Below are 15,578 nucleotides of genomic sequence, written 5' to 3' on the forward strand. Positions count from 1 at the left end.
AGCCCCCATTGCGCGGGGGCTTGTGTTTGGCGTGATCTATTGACTAGTTCTGAACGCCCATTTGCTTGTTGATCATCCACTGCTGGGCAATCGACAGCAGGTTGTTCACCAGCCAGTACAGCACCAGACCGGCCGGGAAGAAGAAGAAGAACACGCTGAACAGCAGCGGCATGATCCACATCATCTTGGCCTGCATGGGGTCCGGCGGCGTGGGGTTGAGCCAGACCTGCAGCAGGCTGGAGGCCGTCATCAGCAGCGGCAGCACAAAGAAGGGGTCTTTGGCCGAGAGGTCGGTGATCCACCACACCCAGGGCGCGTGACGCATCTCCACGCTGGACAGCAACACCCAGTACAGCGCGATGAAGAAGGGCATCTGCAAGAGGATGGGCAGGCAGCTGCCCAGCGGGTTGACCTTCTCTTCGCGGTAGATGCGCATCATCTCCTGCTGCAGCTGCTGCGGCTTGTCCTTGAGGCGCTCACGCAGCTCCATGATGCGCGGGTTCACCGCCTTCATCTTGGCCATGGAGCGGTAGGCGCTGGCGTTGAGCCAGTAGAAGGCAATCTTCAGCAAGACCACCAGGGCGATGATGGCCCAGCCCCAGTTGCCCAGCACGCCGTGCAGCGCGTCCAGCAGCCAGAACAGGGGCTTGGACAGCACGGTGAACCAGCCGTAATCCTTCACCAGTTCCAGGCCCGGAGCCAAGGCGGCGAGCTTCTTCTCTTCTTGCGGGCCCACATAGAGCTGGTCGCTGGCGCTGACCGTGGCACCCGGGGCAATCTGCGGCAGCGAAGCCACCGAGCCCACCGAGTACAGGTTGTCCTGCACCTGCTTGACGTAGAACTCACGCGCGCCCACACCCGTGTGCAGCCAGGCCGACACAAAGTAGTGCTGCACCATGGCCACCCAGCCGTCCTGCGCCTGCTTGGCGTACTCGGCCTTGCCCTTGCGGATGGACTCGAAATCCACCTTCTGGAACTTGGCCTGCTCGGTGTAGACGGCCGGACCCGTGAACGAGGCCGGTGCCATGAACATGCTGGTGGGGTCGGTGTGGCCGTCACGCACCAGCTGCTTGTACAGCTGTGCCGTGAGTGCGGTCGCGCCCACGTTTTGCACCTCGTGCTTGACGTTCACGACATAGCTGCCGCGGCGGAACTCATAGGTCTTGGCCAGCTTCAGGCCGGCCTGCTCGGGCGACTCAAAACGCAGCGTCAGCGTGTCTTGCCCTTCTTGCAGGGTGCGCGGGCCATCGACCAGCGTCATCACGCTGAGGTGGTTGGGCGCGCCAGGCACGCCCACCAGGCCGGTTTCAGCACGGTAGCTGCGGGTGGGGGTGAGCACCACCACGTGGCCGCTGGGGTCGGCGGCGTCCTTGTGCTGACGCAGCTCCACGCGCGTCATGCTGCCGCCCAGGGTGTCCAGCGTGGCCTTGACGAGGTCGGTTTCAATCTGCACGCTGGCCGTTTTCGGGGCCGTGGCAGCGGCAGGCAGCGCGGCCTGGCCCGCTGGTGTGGGCAGCGCAGCGGCGCTGGGCAGCGCAGCGCCCGAGGCCGGGGCCGATGCCGCCGCAACCGAGGCGGCCGGCGCGGGGCTGAACAGAGAGGGTTGCCCGTTGTGCTTTTGCCAGGCATCCCACAGCATGAGCAGCGACAGGGTGAACACCACCCATAGCGCGGTGCGGCGTATTTCAGTCATGGGGAGGCTTTGAGTTGCAAGGTTGAAAAGGGGAATCCGCCCGCGGCGTGCGCAGCAGGCGGCTGAACAAACGGGGGGGCTGCTCCGGCACCGGATCATGCCCACCCAGGCAAAACGGGTTGCAGCGCAGAATGCGCGCTGCCGTCAAGTAAGTGCCCACCAACGCCCCGTGGCGCTGCAGCGATTCCAAACCATAGCTGGAGCAGCTGGGCGTGTAGCGGCAGCCCGCACGCAGCCAGGGGCTCAGCAGCAGCTGGTAGCCACGCACCAAACCCATCAGCACGCGCTGGGGCCAGCGCCGCCAGTCCCAGCGCGACGCCTGTGCCTGCATATGTGGCCGAGCACGGCTCATACCACCCCCGTAGGTGCGGGTGAGGCTGCAGCGGCAGCGCTGCGCGGCGGGCGTTGCAGGCGCTGCAGCAACTGGCGCAGCTCGCTGCGCACCAGCGCGGCCAGCGCCTCAGAACTGGCGCTGGGGAATTGCTTGCGGTCAAACGGCGCGCGCAGGCGCACCACCCACAGGCCCGCAGGCAGGGCGGCGGCTTCAGCGCTGCCAAACAGGCCGCGAATTTGGCGCTTGAGCAAATTGCGCGTCACGGCGCGGCGCGCCAGACGTTTGGGAATCACCAGACCCAGCCACGCCTCATCAACAGGCGCGGGGCAATCATCCACAGGCTGTGGATTAATTTGTGCGTCACATGTGGATAAGTCCACGCCAGCTGTGGATGAGCGGGTGGATAAGTAGCGCGGGGCGCTGGGTGACTGGGGCAGGTGGTGCACGGCGAAATGTGCACTGCGAGCGCAGCCGGGCTTGGCCAGCACGCGCTCGAAGTCGGCCGATCGCTGGATGCGGCCGATCACGGGATACAGACCCGAAGCAGTGAACGACGCTGGCTCAGACGGCCAGGCGCTTGCGGCCCTTGGCGCGGCGTGCCTTGATCACGGCACGGCCACCACGGGACTTCATGCGAACCAGAAAACCGTGGGTACGGGCGCGGCGGGTCTTGGAGCCTTGATAAGTGCGTTTCATAGTGAACCTCTTTGGGAACCGGTGCAGCCGCCGGGTGCGACGCGGCACCTTTGAGCCAGTGGACGTCCCCGTCGAGACCCTGGAAGCGCTGCTGCCGGAGCCGGGCGCCGGCGGCTCATGACAGCCATCCTGCGTTCTATCAACCCCGCGCTGACACACCTCTCGGATGCCCACGCCTGGCTGCCCTATCGCTCCCGCCGCAGCACGCCGCCCGGGTCGGGGCGCGCTGTTTCGGCATCAGTGCCGTGCGCGCCTTAGCGCCCGACACTCCGAAAAACCTGGGATTACACCAAAACTTGAGGACTTGGTCAACGCCAACGGCTGATGGCTACCCTGCCGAGGTGGGCAAACCATGACTTGACCGCCCCGAAAAATCTGTGGATAACCTGGGTTCAGAGCGGCCTCCAACGCGTAGAATCCGGCCGCTCAAGAATAAGTTTTCCACAATGAGCGCAGACATCCCGAGTGCGGCGCTGTGGCAGCAAGGCTGCGAGCGCCTGGCTGCCGAGCTACCCGAACAGCAGTTCAATACCTGGATTCGCCCCCTGCCCCCGGCCGAGGTGGCCGAGAGCACCGACAGCCTGTTGGTGTCGCTGCGCGTGCCCAATCGTTTCAAGCTGGACTGGATCCGCAGCCAGTACGCCGGCCGCATTGAGGCCATCCTGAGCGAAATCTCCGGCAAGCCTGCACGCTTGGAGCTGGCCCTGGCGCAGCGCCAAGCGGTGGTGCCGCTGCCGCGGGTCTCCCAACCCACACAAAGCATGGGCCAGGTGCTGCAGGCCCAGCTGGGCGGCCACGCCAGTGCACCGGCCCCAGCACCCGCCGCGGGCGAGGCCGCCGCGGCGCGTCCAGCCCCGGCCGCTGGTCGCCCCAATTCGGCTGGCGCAGCCGCGGAGCCCGCGCCCGCGCAGTCCCTGCCGCCCAGCGCCACGCGCCACCGCATCAACCCCGCCCTGACCTTTGACACCCTGGTGCCGGGCCGCGCCAACCAGATGGCGCGCACGGCCGCGCTGCACGTGGCCGGTGCGCCGGGGCAGATGTACAACCCGCTGTTCATCTACGGCGGCGTGGGCCTGGGCAAGACCCACTTGATCCACGCGGTGGGCAACGCCCTGCTCAAAGACAAGCCCGATGCACGCGTGCTCTACCTGCATGCCGAGCAGTTCATCTCCGACGTGGTGAAGAACTACCAGCGCAAGACCTTTGACGAGCTCAAGGCCAAGTACCACTCGCTGGACCTGCTGCTCATCGATGACGTGCAGTTCTTCGCCGGCAAGGACCGCACGCAGGAGGAGTTTTTCAACGCCTTCGAGGCCCTGCTGGCCAAGCGCGCGCACATCATCATGACCTCGGACACCTACCCCAAGGGCTTGGTGGACATCGACGAGCGCCTCACCAGCCGCTTTGATTCCGGCCTGACCGTGGCCATTGAGCCGCCCGAGCTGGAAATGCGCGTGGCCATTCTGATGAAGAAGGCCGACGCCGAGCGCACGCCGCTGCCCGAGGACGTGGCCTTCTTCGTGGCCAAGAACGTGCGCGCCAATGTGCGCGAACTCGAAGGCGCGCTGCGCAAGGTGCTGGCCTACGCCAAGTTCAGCCACAAGGAAATCACCATCCACCTCGCCCGCGAGGCGCTCAAGGACTTGCTCTCCATCCAGAACCGGCAGATTTCGGTGGAGAACATCCAAAAGACGGTGGCCGATTTCTACAAGATCAAAGTCGCCGACATGTACAGCAAGAAGCGCCCAGCCAGCATTGCCCGGCCGCGCCAGATTGCCATGTACCTGGCCAAGGAATTGACGCAAAAAAGCCTGCCCGAAATTGGCGAGCTGTTCGGCGGCCGCGACCACACCACCGTGCTGCACGCGGTGCGCAAGATTGGCGGCGAGCGGCATAAAAACACGGAGCTCAACCAGCAGCTGCATGTGTTGGAACAAACCCTCAAGGGCTAGTGTGCAGCGCCGCGACGCGTTGCGGCGCCAAACCCGGCGGCATGAGTGACAATCCCTGCGCCGGCGCAGACCCGTGCGCGACATCAAGAGCAAGAGCGGAGTGAGGTAAAGACATGATCGTGTTGAAAGCCAGCCAGGACAAAGTGCTTGCCGCGCTGCAGGCGGTCAGCGGCATCGTGGAGCGGCGCCACACGCTGCCCATCCTGGCCAATGTGCTGCTGCGCAAGCACGCTGGCCGCGTGGAACTCACCACCAGCGATCTGGAAATCCAGGTGCGCACCACGGTCGAGTTCGACGGCGACGCCGGTGACTTCACCACCACCGTGGGTGCGCGCAAGCTCATCGACATCCTGCGCTCCATGCCATCGGACCAGACCGTGAGCCTGTCGAGCAACGCCAGCAAGCTCACGCTGCAAGGCGGCAAGAGCCGCTTCACGCTGCAGACCCTGCCCGCCGAAGACTTCCCCCTGGTGCAAGAGGCCGCCGACTTCGGCCCCACTTTTGCCGTGCCGCAAAAGACGCTCAAGCAGCTCATCAACCAGGTGCACTTCGCCATGGCGGTGCACGACATCCGCTACTACCTCAACGGCATTTTGTTCGTGGCCGAAGGCAAGAGCCTGACCCTGGTGGCCACCGACGGCCACCGCCTGGCGCTGGCGCGCGCCGAGCTGGCCGATGAAATGCCCAAGCAAGAAGTCATCCTGCCGCGCAAAACGGTGCTGGAACTCATGCGCCTGCTCAAAGACGGCGGCAAAGACGGCAGCGACGAGCAGCCCATTGAGATGCGCTTTGCGGGCAACCAGGCCAAGTTCAGCTTCTCGGGCATGGAGTTCGTCTCCAAGCTGGTCGAGGGCAAGTTCCCCGACTACAACCGCGTCATCCCCAAGAACCACAAGTTCCACGTCATCCTGGGCCGCGCCCCGCTGCTGGCCGCGCTGCAACGCGCCGCCATTCTGACCAGCGAAAAGTTCAAGGCCGTGCGCCTGAGCTTCACGCCGGGCCTGCTGTCCATTGCCTCCAGCAATGCCGAGCAGGAAGAGGCCAAGGAAGACATCGAAATCGACTACGGTGGCGACCACATCGAGACCGGCTTCAACGTGACCTACCTGATGGACGTGCTGGCCAATATGAGCCAGGACATGGTGCGCGTCGAGCTCAACGACAGCGCGGCCAGCGCCCTCATCACCATCCCCGAGCACGAAGGCTTCCAGTACGTGGTCATGCCCATGCGCATCTAAGGCTGCCCAGGCCACCGATTTGCTTTGCGCGGTGCATGTTGAGCACCTCCTGCCCCCGTCCAGCGGCGGGGATCAGTCCCATCGTTGTAGTGGCCGCTGTTGCGGCCTTTTGAGTACCTGCCCATGAGCGAGAACATCCCCCAGCAGCAACCGACCGATGGCGGCTACGGTGAAGGCTCCATCCAGATCCTGGAAGGCCTGGAGGCAGTGCGCAAGCGCCCTGGCATGTACATCGGCGACACCAGCGATGGCACCGGTCTGCACCACCTGGTCTTTGAAGTCGTGGACAACTCCATCGACGAAGCGCTGGCGGGCTACTGCGACGACATCGTCGTCACCATCCACACCGACAACTCCATCAGCGTCATCGACAACGGCCGCGGCATCCCGACGGGCGTGAAGATGGACGACAAGCACGAGCCCAAGCGCTCGGCCGCTGAAATTGCCCTGACCGAGCTGCACGCCGGCGGCAAGTTCAACCAGAACAGCTACAAGGTCTCGGGCGGCCTGCACGGCGTGGGCGTGTCCTGCGTGAACGGCCTGTCCAAGTGGCTGCGCCTGACCGTGCGCCGCGACGGCAAGGTGCACCAGATCGAGTTCAAGCAAGGCGTGCCGCAGGACCGGCTGATCGAGGTCGTCGACGGCGTGGAAATCAGCCCGATGAAGATCATCGGCGAGACCGACAAGCGCGGCACCGAGGTGCACTTCCTGCCGGACACCGAGATCTTCACGCAGAACAACGAGTACCACTACGAGATCCTGGCCAAGCGCCTGCGCGAGCTGTCCTTCCTCAACAACGGCGTGAAGATCCGCCTGGTGGACGAGCGCAACCAGAAGGAAGACCTGTTCGCCTACGCGGGCGGGGTCAAGGGCTTTGTTGAGTTCATCAACCAAAACAAGAAGGCCCTGCACCCCAACATCTTCCACGCCATGGGCGAGAAGCAAAGCGAGAACAACACGACGGTCGGCGTCGAAGTCGCGATGCAGTGGAACGATGGCTACAACGAGTCGGTGCTCTGCTTCACCAACAACATCCCGCAACGCGATGGCGGCACCCACCTGACCGGCCTGCGCGCCGCGATGACCCGCATCATCAACAAGTACATCGACGACAACGAGCTGGCCAAAAAAGCCAAGGTCGAGATCAGCGGTGACGACATGCGCGAAGGCCTGGCCTGCGTGGTCTCGGTCAAAGTGCCCGAGCCCAAGTTCAGCAGCCAGACCAAAGACAAACTCGTTTCCAGCGAAGTGCGCGCCCCGGTCGAGGACATCGTCGGCCGCCTGCTGTCGGACTGGCTGCTCGAGAACCCCATCGACGCCAAGGCCGTGTGCATGAAGATCGTCGAGGCCGCCCGCGCCCGCGACGCCGCACGCAAAGCCCGCGAAATGACACGCCGCAAAGGCGTGCTCGACGGCTTTGGCCTGCCCGGCAAACTGGCCGACTGCCAGGAAAAAAACCCCGCGCTGTGCGAAATCTACATCGTGGAGGGCGACTCCGCCGGTGGCTCTGCCAAGCAAGGGCGCGACCGCAAGTTCCAGGCCATCCTGCCCCTGCGCGGCAAGATCCTGAACGTCGAAAAAGCCCGCTACGAAAAGCTGCTGGCCTCCAACGAAATCGTCACCCTCATCACCGCACTGGGCACCGGCATTGGCCGCGGCGCGGGCAGCGACGACTTCAACCCCGACAAACTGCGCTACCACCGCATCATCATCATGACCGATGCTGACGTCGACGGCGCCCACATCCGCACCCTGCTGCTGACCTTCTTCTACCGCCAAATGCCCGAGCTGGTGGAACGCGGCCACATCTACATCGCCCAGCCGCCGCTCTACAAAGTCAAAGTCGGCAAACAAGAGCAATACCTCAAAGACGGCCACGAACTCGACGCCTTCCTGCTCAAAGTGGCCCTGCAAGACGCCTCCCTGGTGCTGGACGCCGGCACCACGCTGCAAGGCGAAGTGCTGGAAGCCAAAGCGCGCCAATACATCGCCGCGCAAAGCGTCATCCAGCGCCTCTCCAACTGGATGGACGGCGAAGCCCTGCACCAACTCGCCTCAGGCCTGGCCCTCAACCTCGACAGCAAAACCGACGCTGACGCCAGCGCCGCCGCCCTGCAAAACGCACTGCACGACGCGGAAGTCCACGCCGAAATCGACCCCCGCACCGACAAGCACTACCTGAAGATCAGCCGCCGCCACCACGGCAACGTGCGCGCCAGCATCATCACCGCCGACTTCGTCCACGGTGCCGACTACGAAGTGCTCAGCCAAGCCGGCCTCATCTTCAACGGCCTCATCCAAGGCGAAGCCATCGTGCGCAAAGGCGAAGGCGAAAAAGCCAAGGAAAGCAAAGTCAGCGACTTCCGCGCCGCCATGGCCTGGCTCATGCAGCAAGCCGAACACAGCGTGGGCCGCCAGCGCTACAAAGGCCTGGGCGAAATGAACCCCGAGCAGCTGTGGGAAACCACCATGGACCCCAACGTCCGCCGCCTGCTGCGCGTGCAAATCGACGACGCCATCGAAGCCGACCGCGTCTTCACCATGCTCATGGGCGACGACGTCGAACCCCGCCGCGACTTCATCGAAAGCAACGCGCTGAGGGCGGCGAATATTGATGTTTGAGGTGACGTGTCGGCGTAAGCATTAGCTGAGAATATGAGGCCCATAAGTTGAGAAACTTATGGGCCTTTCAACTTCGTTAGTCAATAACTACAGGCATTCGGTCTACCCGGTGCGTACTCAGTCATGCTTCGAAATTGAGCGCTTTGGCGGCCAAGTACACCTCGCTAGAGACAAAGCAGGGTAGCGACTTCACGGAGGGTTTTACTCCGTTCTGATCCTGTGCCGCAGGCGAATTTATGCCCCGCTCTTGGCGTCAAACTTGGGAACATGAATAAATGACAACCATCTACTGCGACGAAGCAGGAAACACTGGCGCCAACCTTCTCGATCCCGAACAACCGTTCTTCGTACTTGCGTCAAACGACTTCTCCTACGAGGAGGCCAATTCGCTCCTGGAGCATGTGAGCATGGCGCAAGGGGCTGAACCAAAGTTCAGCACTCTACGTAGACGACCAGAAGGAATCGCGCGCGTCATCCGGTTACTTGCCGACCCCCGACTGAACAGGGAACGGGTCCGGATCAGCGTCTTCCACAAGCATTACATGGTTGTTTCCAAGATGGTTGACTTAGTAGCCGAGAACCTAGTTCATCACATTGGCGGCGATCTGTACGAGCGAGGCGCGAACATCGCGATGTCGAATCTCCTCTACTACTGCATGCCGGTGTTTTGCGGGGAGGCAGTTACAAGCAAGTTCCTACAGACCTTCGTCGATCTGATTCGCCACGGTCCTACAGACCACAAGGAAGCGTTTTACACAGCCGGCGCGGACATGCTGCGAACGTGCACCAGTGAGGGGTTCAAAGAGGATTTGATGTACTTCACCGAGCCGCGCCTGTTCGACATCTGGTACCACGACTTCAACTGGTCTGCGCTGGACCCAGCGATTCCGGCCCTCTTCCAGTTGATCGTCGACTGGGGCAACAGAAAAGGCGACCGATTCCACGTCCTTCACGATCATTCAAAGCCTATCCTCGCGTCGCAGGACACCTTCGACTCCATGATGGCTGGACCAGGCGAGGGCTCTCAGGTTATCGGTACTGATCGAAGGAAGATTACTTTTCCGCTCCGAGCGCTTACCTTGGCACAGGGTAACTCAATGCAGCACCCGCAACTACAGCTGGCCGACATCTGTGCGGGGGCGATCAACCATTTCTACAAATGCCACGTCACCGATCAAACTGATGATCTAACAAAGGCCGTCGAAGGTCTTGGATGCCTTGACTGGGGTGACAACTTCCTGCTGCCACAGCCTCACGTAACGCCTGAAGCACTTGGAACCGCTGAAACCGATGGTTCAAACAGTGTTGATGCGATGGTTGCGTACCTTGCAGAAAAGCGAGGCCGGTGACCGTTCGGTGACCTGCCCTCAGGGCCCATCCAGTCGTTTTGAAGCATCCGCTGGCTTGAAGATTACTCCAGGGGCCGATTCGGCGCTGAGATGGTAGTCGCTAGTATTGATTCGCCGTATGCGTCCAGCCAAGGCATCTTGACTAGACGGGGTGGCGCCGGCAATGCTGGACGATGGTCGCCTGCACCACCAATGCTTGTCTTGAGTCATCCGCTGCAAAGTCAAATGTGTTGGGCGTGGCTTGCCGCCTAAAACAGTTGGTCACGCGGAATGATTCTGAATCGAGTCGGATTCAAAAGGGTTGCTCGCCGGTTCTTGATGTGAATGCTGCCGGAGCAAGCGACGATGGCCTTGGTGTCGTGCGCTAGGACGGCTTGGTGGTACTCGTCAGGTTGGAGCATGATCTTGATGCTGCGTTCGACTCCATCGATAGCGGCCTCTACAGTGATGGTCCCGACTTCGTCGCCTTTGGGTCGGTCAAGTTTCTTCACGAAACCCCAGATGTTTCGCTCTTCAAGCGTGTAGTCACCCTTGTAGTAGTCCGATGCTTTCTGGACAGCGGCAACGGTGTCGGCATCAAAGCTGAAGACCTTCGTTTCGCCTTCAAACATCGGCCCCGCGGCGCCGGACACTCGAACTTCGAAATCACGGCTTCTTTCGATGCCGCTGAAACCCACCAACGCGTCGCACATATTTGCACTGACGCCTCGCTCTACTGCGGCATCAAAAGCCTTCAGGCTGCGGCTGTCTGAGAACTCAGCTGCTGCTTTAGAGAGCGCCTCAAGTCCGTTAACCAGATTCAAGGTAACAGCCTCGGCGACCGGCCCCCCTGGCCCCGCATTGGGCTCCGACGCGGGCCGCGGCGGAGATAGCGGCGCGATGACGTTGACCACGTAGCTACCGATCTCTGTTTGGCCTAACAGCAGTGAATCAAGGTAGGTCTTAGCGTCTTTGGGTAGCTGGCCGCTGAACTGTTTCCGCTTGGAGTACATCGACAAAGCCGCAGCGCAGAGAAGGTCCTTGGCTTTCGTGAACAGTAGCACTCCATCATTGATGGGGATCGTGCCATGCGCTGTGTCGGCACCGATCACGCGCACCGTGATCAGGCTGGATGATAGGAGCAGAACATCGGCAACAACCTCAGGCACCGGCCGTCCCTCGAAATCCGAGATTGCCGCCAACGCCTCATTGAATCGCTTCCGGAAATCACGAACGCCGGGATGCCTAGGCAGCGCAACCTCAGCTACCGCGTCACCATCACGGTGCCACAACGTGCCCACAGAGCCAACGCTTCCATCCATGAACCACGCCTTGCTGACGAGGTACGCCTCCACCTGAACAATGGAGACATCTGCAAAAAAGTGTGAGGCTTCCGTCATAGCGACGCTCCCGCGCTTGCAGCGCTCATCATCGCGAGCAGAGTATCGGTAGTCACACGTTGGGCAAGGGGAACATCAACAACGACACTCGTTTGATTTTTAGTCGGCGGATAGTCGCGTAGGGAAAGCCAATAGCAGCTATGCGGTAGGTGCAGCCAGTTGTCGTCGCCGCCAATCCAGGTCTTTCGATCTTCGGGCACCAGCATCAAGACAAGGTACTTAGGCACCATGACATCGTCACCGCGGAGTTCGTTGTAGTTCTTAACCTTCAGCTCGAACTTGATGACGTCGCCTTTGATCAGATCCTGGGACGAGCACTTAAGTTGGAACTCGATGATCGGGTTTCTCCGCCGCCCATGGCCGCCATAGCCAAGTCCCTTGAACGAAACGTCGACGCTGTCCTCATCTACTCGAAAGTCGCCGCGATTCAGCCCAGCATGCGCTGCCATCGCGCTGACGCAAGCGTACTGGAACTCCTCCTTTTGCAGATTCGCATTCACCGCGCCCCCTTCAGTACTTTTTCTTGGGGGCGATGTTACAGGTCAAAATCACACAGGCTGCCGGGGTTCAGCACCAACCGATCACCTGAGCAAAACCAGTTGAGGCACAGCGTCCGCGCCGATCCAAACGACGGCGTTTTGCTCTAGTCTCCTGACCTGCTCCCTCGTAGCCGTACCAACGTAAAGGTGGTGAAGTCCGTCCACCAAGAGTGTGGTGGGCGTGACAAAGCGGCCGTGCCAGTCAAAAAGCTATACAAGCAGGGCGGCCTCAGACGGCATCGTCGTTCAAGCGGGGCAACAACTCCTGTTGACCGCTGACCGTGACTTCAACCGCCCTGCCGGACGCGCGGCGCACCCAGCCTTTGGCCGTGAAGTGTTGGTAGAGCTCGTCAGCCAATTGGCCAGCGAGGTGGTCGCGGCGTTCGGACCAATCAAGGCAGCGGTAGGCAAAGCGGCGCCCGCTCATAGGCAGCTTGGGATTCAGCCCTAAACTTCCGAGCCAAGTCCGACCTGCGTCGGTGAGTTCGAAGTCGCCTGAAGTCGATGTTAGGCGTCCTCCTCGCTGGAGTGCATCGAAGACCGAAACCCCGAGTTGCCCGGCCAAGTGGCCGTAACAGCATCGCGCCAGGCGCATGCGAGCTCTCTGCGGATGTGTCCACGCAGTGGCATGAGCATCGCGCTCGGCGACCAGGGCCAAGGCCTCAAGCGCATGCGCGATATCGGCGTCGGCCAGTCGGTAGTACCTGTGACGACCTCGGGGCTCGCACACCACAAATTTCGCGTCCAGCAGCTTGCCGAGGTGGCCACTTGCAGTGGCCGGCGTGACTGACGCGGCCTTGGCCAGCTCGCTGGCGCTGGCGTACTCGCCAGACAGCAGGTAGGCCAGCATCCTTGATCGTGCAGGATCGGCCACAAGGGCGGCCACGCGGGCCAGCCGGGGTTCATGGGGAGTGTTCACCAGTGTCAGATTAGTGCGCTAAGCGAGTCTAATGGCACGTCTTCGCGGTCATGTAAGCCATAGTCGCGCACCACGGTTGCAACCCGTAGCCGGTAGCTGGCGAGCACGGCGCTGCGGCCTTCTCGCTGAGCACAGCGGTGCATGCTGTGGCAACGCCATGCGCGAACAGCGGCTTCGTCGCGCCAGAAACTCAAAGACAGCAAGCGCCCGGGCTTGGCTAGGCTCTCGAACCGCTCGACCGAGATGAAGCCGTCAATGAGTTCCAGTTCGGCTTTCAGTGCTGCGGCAATGTCGAAGTAGCGCTGTGCCGCGTCTTCGTTCGGCTCCACTTCAAAGATAACCGCAATCACGGTGCCACCTGCCGCGCCAAATCGCGCGTAGCCCCGACGTCCTCCAGCCAAGTTCGCTCCTCGCGAAAGATGAAGCGCTGAGCTTGGGCGAACTCAAAATTCGCATGCCCCTCGGCGTCGGCCTTGAGCATCAGACGATAGCGTTCATAGGCTGCCAGCGTGTCAAAGCCGATCAGACCCCACGCCACATCGTTGCTGCCCTCATGCGGCAGGAAGTAGCCAATCAGATTGCCCCCGCAGCGCGGAATGATTCGCCCCCAGGTCTCGGCGTATTGTTTGAAGGCGTCGCGCTGGAAAGGGTCGATCTGGTAACGGATGAAGCAAGTCAGTGCCATGGTGTCAGCTCAAGGTCGATTGAAGTTGACCCAAAGTGTGCTGCGGGCGAGGGGCGAAAGGCTTAGGCAGAGACCGAATCGTCCCTTGACGTTGACGGAGCTCGCAGTCCTCACCTACCCCACGCAATCCCTCGCGCCCTGCGGCTGGCGGGGGTGGGTGGGGGTGAGTTGCAGGGCGGCGGTCCAGGCTTGGCCTAGGGCGGTGTGGGTGCGGTCTTGCAGCTGGGGCTGGTGGGTGGGGAGGCTGGCCAGTTGCAGTTGCTGGGTGAGGCGGGTGCGCAGCAGGGGGTTGTTGAAGCAGGTGCCGGCCAGCAGGACTTCGTGGCAGCCGTGTTGCAGGGCGGCGGCGTGGGCGGCTTGGGCCAGGGCGTCGGCCAGGCGCAGCTGAAAGCGTGCGGCGGCTTCGCCTGCGTGGTTGGGGCCCAGGGCCAGGAGTTCGCGCGCCAGGGGGTCGAGGTCCAGCGGGGCGTGCAGGGCCACGGCGCCGCGCAGTGGTGGAGTTTCGGCTTGCAGGGCTTGGGCGGCGGGGCTGCCTTGGGCCAGCCACTGGGTGGCGGCGTGCTCCAGGGCTTGGGCGGCGGTTTGGTCTGGGGTGGCGTGGAGGCCCAGCAGGGCGGCCACGGCGTCGAGCCAGCATTGCGCGGCGGTGCTTTGCGGCAGGGGGCTGAGGGCTTTGCGTGCCAGCATCTGGGCCACCATGCGGGCGTTGCTGGTGCCAGCTTGCGCGCCCAGCAGGGCTTCGGTGCGTTCGCCTTGGCCCAGGCGCTGCAGCAGGGCGGCGGCCAGGCGCCAGGGTTGTTGGGCGGCTTCTTCGCCACCGGGCAAGGCCAGGGCGGGGAGGTGGCCCAGGCGCTGCAGCTGTGGGCCTTTGAGCAAGAGCAGTTCACCGCCCCAGCTGCTGCCGTCCGCGCCGGGGCTCATGCCATCGAGCACCAGGCCCAGGCGGGCTTGGGTGTCGCGCCAGCCTTGCTCGGCTTGCACCACGGCCAGGTGGGCGTGGTGGTGTGGCACGGGCTGGGCGGGGCAGTCCAGCAGATGGGCCAGTTGCTGCGCCAGCCCGGTGCTGGGGCTGTGGGGGTCATGCGCCACGGCCACCACGCGCCAGCCGCGGCGTTGGGCCAGGGTGAGCAGGGTTTCGGCGCTGGCGCTCAGGGCGTCGCGGGCGCTGGCTTGGTGCAGGTCGCCATGCAGGGGGCTGGCCCACCACTGTGCGTCCACCAAGAGCCCGGCGCTGTTGTGCCGCTGGGGGCCCAGGGCCAGCACGGCTTGGCCGCTGCCCAGCGGTGCGGCGGCCTGCAGGGCGTGGCTGCGCAGGGACTCAAACACCACGCGCCGCTCCAGGCCCTTGGGCCCATTGGCTCAGCATTGCTGCCCCAAACACATTGCCAACTCCTTCGTGTACATCCCGCAGCCAGGGTCACCGAAACAGGGGCGAGCTGCGCAAGTCGGCAGTCTCTAGGGAGAAGCAGACGCACACCACCCCTGAACAGGTGGGGCCTGCAGGCTGTGTTTTGGCGCTAGCGCGCTGCAGAGCGTCCCGTTCTCAGGGTAATAGCGGTGCAACATGGTCCGGACTACGATATACCGTGCAATACATCACACTCCAATGGTCCTGCGGTGCAGTCTCAGCGGGTTCGCCGTGAAATCAATCACACAGGTGCAAATGGCTATGTCTTACCTATCAGAAACGGTTCACATCCAAGTGGGTGATCTGGTTGACGATTTGGGAACGCCTGCGCTGTTCAAGGCATTTCTGACAAATGTGGCGCGCCACGGTGAGCCCCTGGGCCCGGGCAGCGTGTACCCGCACTTGGTCAAACGACTCTGGCAACAGGGCATTGACCCCGACGAGGCCGCCGCCGCTTGTTTGGAGCTGGCCGCAGCCCGCCGGGTGCTGCAGCGCCTGCCCGCCTCGCAGCTGTGGTGGGACGCCTCCATGGACACCCCGGCCCCTGCGCAGCGCCCTGGGGCCAGCCTGGACAGCTGCTTCGTCACCCCCGAGGGGCTGAACTACTTTGACGTGCTGGACGACGCCCTGCGTGCCGCCGCCGAAGAAAACACCCCGGCGCGCCTGCAGATGCAGCGCCAGGAAGTGGCCCTGCCGCTGGCACTGCCCCTTCCGCTGGCGGCCTGAGCCCAGGCCCAGCAACGGGCGGCACCAGCGGCCCGTTC

The 15,578-nt window shown here is 62.9% G+C and carries 15 protein-coding genes; 5 read left to right on the plus strand and 10 right to left on the minus strand.

Annotated elements, in window-relative coordinates; all coding sequences use genetic code 11:
- Positions 1–43: 43 nt before the first annotated feature.
- From yidC to rpmH, 4 genes are read right to left on the minus strand one after another with little or no spacing between them, the layout of a single operon-like run.
- Positions 44–1,693: a membrane protein insertase YidC gene (yidC, locus tag ACG0Z6_RS05350; RefSeq protein ID WP_394459216.1), complete on the minus strand. Its 1,650-nt coding sequence runs from the start codon at positions 1,691–1,693 to the stop codon at positions 44–46.
- Positions 1,686–2,024 (minus strand): membrane protein insertion efficiency factor YidD, encoded by a 339-nt coding sequence (yidD, locus tag ACG0Z6_RS05355; protein WP_394459985.1) that lies wholly within the window; start codon positions 2,022–2,024, stop codon positions 1,686–1,688. The genes yidC and yidD overlap by 8 nt, the downstream gene beginning before the upstream one ends.
- Positions 2,025–2,041: 17 nt before the next feature.
- Positions 2,042–2,554, minus strand: a complete 513-nt coding sequence (locus tag ACG0Z6_RS05360; RefSeq protein ID WP_394459218.1) for a ribonuclease P protein component — start codon at positions 2,552–2,554, stop codon at positions 2,042–2,044.
- 34 nt (positions 2,555–2,588) lie between these two features.
- On the minus strand, positions 2,589–2,723 hold the full coding sequence (gene rpmH / locus ACG0Z6_RS05365) for a 50S ribosomal protein L34 (RefSeq protein WP_394459220.1): 135 nt from the start codon (positions 2,721–2,723) through the stop codon (positions 2,589–2,591).
- Positions 2,724–3,169: 446 nt separating this feature from the next.
- Between rpmH and dnaA the strand changes: the two genes are divergently transcribed.
- The 4 genes from dnaA to ACG0Z6_RS05385 all read left to right on the plus strand — a co-directional run bounded on the left by dnaA (position 3,170) and on the right by ACG0Z6_RS05385 (position 9,884).
- Positions 3,170–4,675, plus strand: coding sequence for a chromosomal replication initiator protein DnaA (gene dnaA / locus ACG0Z6_RS05370; RefSeq protein WP_394459222.1), 1,506 nt, complete (start codon positions 3,170–3,172; stop codon positions 4,673–4,675).
- A gap of 113 nt (positions 4,676–4,788) precedes the next feature.
- The gene (dnaN, locus tag ACG0Z6_RS05375; RefSeq protein ID WP_394459225.1) at positions 4,789–5,913 is read left to right on the plus strand and encodes a DNA polymerase III subunit beta; all 1,125 of its coding nucleotides are present in this window, start codon (positions 4,789–4,791) and stop codon (positions 5,911–5,913) included.
- Positions 5,914–6,036: 123 nt separating this feature from the next.
- The gene (gene gyrB / locus ACG0Z6_RS05380) at positions 6,037–8,535 is read left to right on the plus strand and encodes a DNA topoisomerase (ATP-hydrolyzing) subunit B (RefSeq protein WP_394459226.1); all 2,499 of its coding nucleotides are present in this window, start codon (positions 6,037–6,039) and stop codon (positions 8,533–8,535) included.
- 275 nt (positions 8,536–8,810) lie between these two features.
- Positions 8,811–9,884, plus strand: coding sequence for a DUF3800 domain-containing protein (locus ACG0Z6_RS05385; protein ID WP_394459228.1), 1,074 nt, complete (start codon positions 8,811–8,813; stop codon positions 9,882–9,884).
- A 248-nt stretch (positions 9,885–10,132) separates the two neighbouring features.
- Here ACG0Z6_RS05385 and ACG0Z6_RS05390 read toward each other — a convergent pair whose 3' ends face one another.
- The 6 genes from ACG0Z6_RS05390 to ACG0Z6_RS05415 all read right to left on the minus strand — a co-directional run bounded on the left by ACG0Z6_RS05390 (position 10,133) and on the right by ACG0Z6_RS05415 (position 14,732).
- Positions 10,133–11,263, minus strand: a complete 1,131-nt coding sequence (locus tag ACG0Z6_RS05390; RefSeq protein WP_394459229.1) for a hypothetical protein — start codon at positions 11,261–11,263, stop codon at positions 10,133–10,135.
- A complete protein-coding gene (locus ACG0Z6_RS05395; protein WP_394459231.1) occupies positions 11,260–11,763 on the minus strand; it encodes a DUF4365 domain-containing protein in 504 nt (167 codons plus the stop codon). Before ACG0Z6_RS05395 ends, ACG0Z6_RS05390 begins: the two co-directional genes overlap by 4 nt.
- Before the next feature lie 268 nt (positions 11,764–12,031).
- Positions 12,032–12,721: an ArsR/SmtB family transcription factor gene (locus ACG0Z6_RS05400; RefSeq protein ID WP_394459233.1), complete on the minus strand. Its 690-nt coding sequence runs from the start codon at positions 12,719–12,721 to the stop codon at positions 12,032–12,034.
- A 5-nt stretch (positions 12,722–12,726) separates the two neighbouring features.
- Complete coding sequence (locus tag ACG0Z6_RS05405; RefSeq protein WP_394459234.1) at positions 12,727–13,071, minus strand: antibiotic biosynthesis monooxygenase family protein; 345 nt, start codon at positions 13,069–13,071, stop codon at positions 12,727–12,729.
- Positions 13,068–13,406: an NIPSNAP family protein gene (locus ACG0Z6_RS05410; RefSeq protein WP_394459236.1), complete on the minus strand. Its 339-nt coding sequence runs from the start codon at positions 13,404–13,406 to the stop codon at positions 13,068–13,070. The genes ACG0Z6_RS05405 and ACG0Z6_RS05410 overlap by 4 nt, the downstream gene beginning before the upstream one ends.
- A gap of 114 nt (positions 13,407–13,520) precedes the next feature.
- Complete coding sequence (locus tag ACG0Z6_RS05415) at positions 13,521–14,732, minus strand: Kae1-like domain-containing protein (RefSeq protein WP_394459238.1); 1,212 nt, start codon at positions 14,730–14,732, stop codon at positions 13,521–13,523.
- 343 nt (positions 14,733–15,075) lie between these two features.
- Between ACG0Z6_RS05415 and ACG0Z6_RS05420 the strand changes: the two genes are divergently transcribed.
- Positions 15,076–15,540, plus strand: a complete 465-nt coding sequence (locus tag ACG0Z6_RS05420) for an Imm70 family immunity protein (protein ID WP_394459240.1) — start codon at positions 15,076–15,078, stop codon at positions 15,538–15,540.
- Positions 15,541–15,578 lie beyond the last annotated feature (38 nt).

It is taken from the genome of Roseateles rivi, from assembly GCF_043555845.1.
Lineage (GTDB): Bacteria > Pseudomonadota > Gammaproteobacteria > Burkholderiales > Burkholderiaceae_C > Roseateles > Roseateles rivi.